Source organism: bacterium, assembly GCA_026398675.1.
Lineage (GTDB): Bacteria > RBG-13-66-14 > RBG-13-66-14 > RBG-13-66-14 > RBG-13-66-14 > RBG-13-66-14.
The window spans coordinates 1-5,830 of record JAPLSK010000007.1 but is presented as its reverse complement, the minus strand read 5'-3'; the positions used below and the strand labels follow the sequence as shown (position 1 = coordinate 5,830).

The window sequence follows — 5,830 nt, the reverse complement described above, 5'->3', positions numbered from 1 at the left end:
CGGAGGCGCAGTTCCCCCCGGCCGACGGCGGCGGCGGACAGGTGAGGGGGTATACGGGAGGGGCGCCGCCGGTCTGGAACAATCAGATGGCCTGGATCGAGCAGGATCTTACCGCCGCCCAAGGCAATTATGACCTCCAGGTTATGGCCTGCCATAACCCCTTCTTCGGCGCCTACTCGGACGGGGACAGCTTTACCGACCACACCAGCCGGAATGAGCTCCAGGAACTGAGCCGGGACCACGGCGTCGGGTTGGCGATCTCCGGGCACACCCACCTCGACCACGTCTTCACCGACACCACCGGCGGGGCGAACGTCCTTCACCTCAACACCACCACCACCGCCTTCAACACCTCCGAGTACCCGGGGTTCCGGCGAATCGTCGTCGAGGACGGGGCGGTGACCAGCTATTACTACTCGGCCCCCGATTTCTCCTGCCCGAGCTATGAGAATACCATCCTCGCCAAGCACGCGACCGTCACCGAGGCCTTCAACGCCATGACCATGCTGGAAACTCCTTCGGTCGCCGCCTGGTTCAACTCGACTAACCCCGCCACCGTCCACAAGGAGTTTGAATGCTGGAACCACCTGACCGAAGGAGAACCGCCGGTCTTTCTGGACAACACGGTGGCGGACTTCGTCATGCCCGACCTCGGCGACATCGGGACCTATCTGGTTACCGGCGGCAGCCTGCTGCGGTACTGGCGCCCGGCGCCGGGCTACCTCACCCTTCAGGTCAAGGCGGACGGCATCCCGCCGGGGGCGATGGGATTGGTGACGGTGGACGCCCCGGTCCCCGGGGCGGAGCATCTGGTTCTGCAGTCCGGGGACTACGACGGCGACGGCAAGTCCGACATCGCCATCTTCCGCCCCGGGAACGGCCGGTGGGCGGTCCGGGGGCTCGGCAGCCTCAACTTCGGAACGGCGGGGGACCTCCCGGCCAGCGGCGACTACGACGGGGACGGGCACGCCGAAATCGCCATCTTCCGGCCCGGAACCAGCCTCTGGGCGGTCAAGGACGTCACCCGTTTCTTCTTAGGCGGATCGGACGGCGTCTCCGCCCCGGCCGACTACGACGGGGACGGCTCCTGCGACGCCTCCGTTTTCTCCGCGGGCGCGGGACTCTGGAGCGTGCGGGGGATCACCGCGGTCGTCTTCGGACGAACCGGCGACCTTCCGGTCCCAGGCGATTACAGCGGGAACGGGCGGGCGGAGATCGCCGTCTTCCGTCCGGAATCAGGCCTCTGGGCGGTCCACGGCGGCGGGCGCTATTATCTCGGGCAGAGCGGGGATGTCCCGGTTCCGGGCGCCTATTGCTGGCCGGGGAGCGAGCCGCGCTCCGCGCCGTTGTCGGAGTACCCAGCGGTCTTCCGTCCCTCCAGCGGCCTCTGGGCGGTATGGAACCATACCCGTTTCTATTTCGGGATGGACGGCGACAGTCCTGTTCCAGGCGCCTTCGGGGGCGGAATCATCGACGATTTCGCCGTCTTCCGGGGGAGCTCGGGGATGTGGGCGGTGAGGGACCAGACGAGGTATTTCTTCGGGACGGCGGGCGATCTGCCGGCGACCAGGTAAAGCAGGTTACGAGAGGTTACGAAAGGTTACGAAAGGTTACGAGGGGTTACGAAAGGTTGCACCTCGCCGGGAGTCTCAAGCGAAAGCTTGACGCCGGTGGTGAAGCTTTCGCTTCACACTCAGAATATCAATTCCGGGGACACCCTACATATTTCATCTTGGGGAATTATGTATGGTGTCCCCAGAACTACACGAGTTGCCGCGTCACTATAATACTGCTATATTGCTTATGCCCTTACGCGCGATCGATTCGCCCCCGATGGGGGATGAATGCAAGGCGGAGCGATGGGCGCCCTGCCCGACAGTCGTTTCCCTTTGACAGGTTTCTCCCGGGTCCATTTCCCCCTTCCTCCGTCAACCGTCCACCCTCCGCGGTCGCGGCGCGGCCTTCCGGTTTTCACCGGCGTGCTGGCCGCGGGATTGACCCTTTTCACGTGTCTCCGAGCCGTCGCTCATCCTTCCGGCGTCACTACTATCGCGATCAGCGACGAAGTGCTGGTGACGGGCGTCAAGCGCCTCGGTCTAAACGTCGGCGCGCGGTCTCAATACGGGGCCGGCCAGATCATCAAGAACCTGATTCACAACCCCGGCTTCGAAGCGGGCGTTTTCGGCAGCGTCGTTCACGCCGAGGCCGGTTCCACCGGACAGCGGATTGTCCAATACTGCTGGGATCCGGCTTGGAACAATGAAACCTTCAGCATCGGCTGGCCGGTGGACTTCTGGGACGGGGGGGAGTACGAATTCGTCTCCGGACCGGCCCAGGGAAGAAGCGGCCTGATCGCCGATTTCACCCACGAAGGCGGCCGCAATGTCTTCTATCTCGACACCGACGGGCCCGCGCCGAACCAGTACGACGTGATGTTTGTCCGGAGGAACTGGAGCGGCTCATTCCCTTCGACCGCATGGTCCTTCCCCGACACCTCGACCACCCGGCCGGGCAGCCCCGGTCTTCAATCGCTGCGCCTGGTCTATCCCGGGCCGATCGGCATGCCCTCCTATGCGTTCTACATGGACAGCGGCTGGCGCGACGGCGACCGCACCTCGGGCAAGTTGTTTCTGGTCAAGGGGAACTGGCGCCTGGAGTTCTGGGCCAAGGGCAACCGGGAGGGGGCGCAGATTCGTGCCCGTTTCGCCCGGGACGGCGAGTATAATTTTGTCGATCAGACCATCGCCCTGACCACGGATTGGCGGCGGTATGCCTTCGATGTCTCCCTCCCTTCCGACGCGGATCGTCCGGGCCCGTACACCCCCGAAGAGAACCATCCGATCCTGAGTTTCACCCTGTTCCTCCTCAATTCCGGGGACGAGGTCTGGGTGGATGACATCGCCCTACAGTGTGCCGATCACACCAACCCCACCGTCTTTACCGATACTTTTATCGACCGGCTCAGGGAACTCCGGCCGGGCGTTTTGAGAATGATGGGCGCGCAGTTCGGGGCAACGCTCGACGTGCAGCTTGCCGAGCCGTGGGCGCGGAAGACAGAGGACTTCCAACACAGCAGCCGCATCCCCGGGCGATACAGCTACTCTTTGCCTGAGTTCCTGGAGCTGTGCCGGGAAGTCGAGGCTGATCCATGGTATAGCATCCCGGTGACCTATTCCCCCTCTGACCTTCTCAACCTGGTGGAATACCTGGCGGCGCCGGCGGACGGGACTCACCCCTACGCGGAGAAGCGTGCCGTCCTGGGACAATCCCTTCCCTGGACAACGGTCTTCCCCTCCATCCACCTCGAGTTCGGCAACGAGGCCTGGGGCGGGGGGTGCGGCATCGATCCCTTTGCCGGGGAATCCCTGATGGGCGGGACCCGTCTCGGCCGGATCGCTTCCGGCCGTTTCGCGATCATGAGGAGCAGCCCTCACTACGATTCCGGCGTCCTCGATTTGATCATCGGGGGGTTCACCAACGTTCCCTCCGTCCAGGGGGAAATCGAGAGAAGCAGCGCCGCGCACGATACCATCGCGTTAGGACCGTACTTGTTCGATCTGGACCATCACGCCAACGATGAGGAGGTGTTTTGTCCCGTGCTGGCCCAGCCCCTGGACGATATCACGGCGGGACGCATCCGCCAGGGCTATAACCAGATCAGCGCCATAGGGCAAGGGACAGGGATGGCGACTTACGAATTCAATTTCCATCACGTGTACGGCGATTGTCCACTGGACATCCGCAACGACCTGGTGACGAGCCAGGCCGGGGCACTGGCCTTGCCGCTGGAAATGCTGTTGATCCTGCGGGAATTCGGCGTCAAGACCCAGTGTCTCTTTTCCGCACACGGGTATTCCTTCCGGATGACCAACGGCGAATACGTCCGCCTCTGGGGGATGCTCCGCGATCTCGAGGTGACGGGCCGGAAGCGCCCGTCCTGGCTGGGCGTGGAGCTCGTGAACCGGGCGATCGAGGGCGACCTCGTGCGGACGACTCAGGGCGGGGATAATCCCTCCTGGATGCAGCAGTCGATCAACGGCGTCAGCCGACCGATTACGGTTAACCATGTCCAGTCCTTTGCCTTCCGCAACGGTTCGGATTATTCCGCCGTCCTTTTCAATCTCAGCCTGAGCGACGCTCTGGATGTCGAGATCGGCGTGCCGTTTTCGTACGCCGTCTCGCCTCTTCTCTATCGGATCGCGCCAGCCAGCCTCCATGATGACAACGAGGATGCGGAGAATGTGACGATTGAAAGCCAGACGTTTCCGGAGGGGAGCGGGACTTTCCTCTTGACCCTGCCGCCGCATTCCTTGAGCGCAGTCATCTGGAAGGAGCCGCCCAGCCCCCCTCCGGCCGCTTCCCCAACTCCATCGCCCGCCTCTCCCCCGCCGCCGACGGCGAGCCCCAGCGTTACCTCGGACCGGACCCCGTCAGCGACGCCCTTCTCCTCCCCGAGCCGGCCGCCGGCTGTCGCATCCCCCAGCCCCACTCCGACCTGCGGGCCGACAGTTCCACCCGAACAGACGGTCGTCGTCTCCGGCGATTACAACGGTGACGGCGTCTCCGACATCGCGGTCTTCCGACCCGCCTCCGGGCAATGGCGGATAAAGGGGATCACCCAGGGATATTTCGGCACCCTGGGAGACAATGCGGCGCCGGGCGACTTCAACGGCGACGGCCGGGCGGAGTTCGCGATCTTCCGCCCCGCCACCGGCCTTTGGGCGGTGAACGCCTTTACCAGGTTCTACTTCGGCCGGGCGGGGGACATCCCCGTCCCGGGGGACTACAACGGGGACGGTTTCGCCGACTACGGCATCTATCGCGCCGCGGCCAGCCTCTGGAGGGTGCGGGGTCTCACCCTGATATACCTGGGGACCTCGGGGGACTGGCCGGCGCCGGGCGATTACACCGGGGAGGAAACGAGCGGAGTCGCCCTCTACCGTCCAGCCACCGGCCTCTGGCTGATCCGGGGGCTGACCAGGACCTACTTCGGCAGGGTCAACGACTGGCCAGTAGGAGGTGACTATACCGGCGACGGCACCTGGGAGATCGGGGTCTGGCGCCCCTGCACCGGCCTCTGGGCGCTGAAAGCACTGACCCGGGTATTCTTTGGCGCCTGTTTCGACTGGCCCCGCCCGGCTGACTACGACGGGAACGGCTTTGACGACATAGGCATCTTCCGCGGTTCCGCAGGCCTCTGGTCCATCCGCTCCGTCACCGCTGTGTACTATGGGACTGCGGACGATATCCCCGCGACGCGATAAAACCTGATTATCCATGAAAAACTTCGGTTTTCATGGATAATCAGGGAATGTTCGGATTCAAACAGCGTAAACGCCGGAGGATCTTCGCCTCCCTCTTTCCTCCAGCTTGGGAGGAGATGCTGCGGCGGGAAGTCGCGCTCTACCGCTCCCTGCCCGCCGCCGACCGGACGGAACTCCGGGGGCATACCCTCGTTTTTCTGGCCGAGAAGAACTTCGAAGGCTGCGGGGGGCTCGTTCTGACCGAGGAGATGAAGGTTATGGTCTCCGCCCAGGCCTGCCTTCTTCTCCTCCGCCGCCCGGTCGAATATTATCCGCTTCTGCGGAGCGTTCTCCTCTATCCCCATCCCTTCGTCGCTCCCCTGGCCTGGGCCGAGGACGACGGCGTGGTCCACGAGGGGGAGGAGGAGCGGGACGGGGAGTCCTGGCGGGAGGGGGCGGTGGTTCTCGCCTGGGACGAGGTGAAGCGGGACTCCCGCGGCGGCATCCGCAACATCGTCCTCCACGAGTTCGCCCATCAACTCGACGAGGAGGAAGGGGCGGCCGACGGTGCGCCGCACTTGCCGGAT

Annotated in this window: 3 protein-coding genes; all 3 read left to right on the top strand. The window is 64.2% G+C overall.

Annotation, left to right across the window (positions count from 1 at the left end; translation table 11 throughout):
• The coding region (locus tag NTW26_00080; GenBank protein ID MCX7020670.1) for a hypothetical protein at positions 1–1,574 on the top strand (1,574 nt) is incomplete at its 5' end.
• Between the two features lie 420 nt (positions 1,575–1,994).
• Positions 1,995–5,264, top strand: coding sequence for a hypothetical protein (locus tag NTW26_00075; protein ID MCX7020669.1), 3,270 nt, complete (start codon positions 1,995–1,997; stop codon positions 5,262–5,264).
• A 47-nt stretch (positions 5,265–5,311) separates the two neighbouring features.
• Positions 5,312–5,830 (top strand): zinc-dependent peptidase (locus NTW26_00070; GenBank protein ID MCX7020668.1); only part of this gene is annotated, 519 nt, incomplete at its 3' end.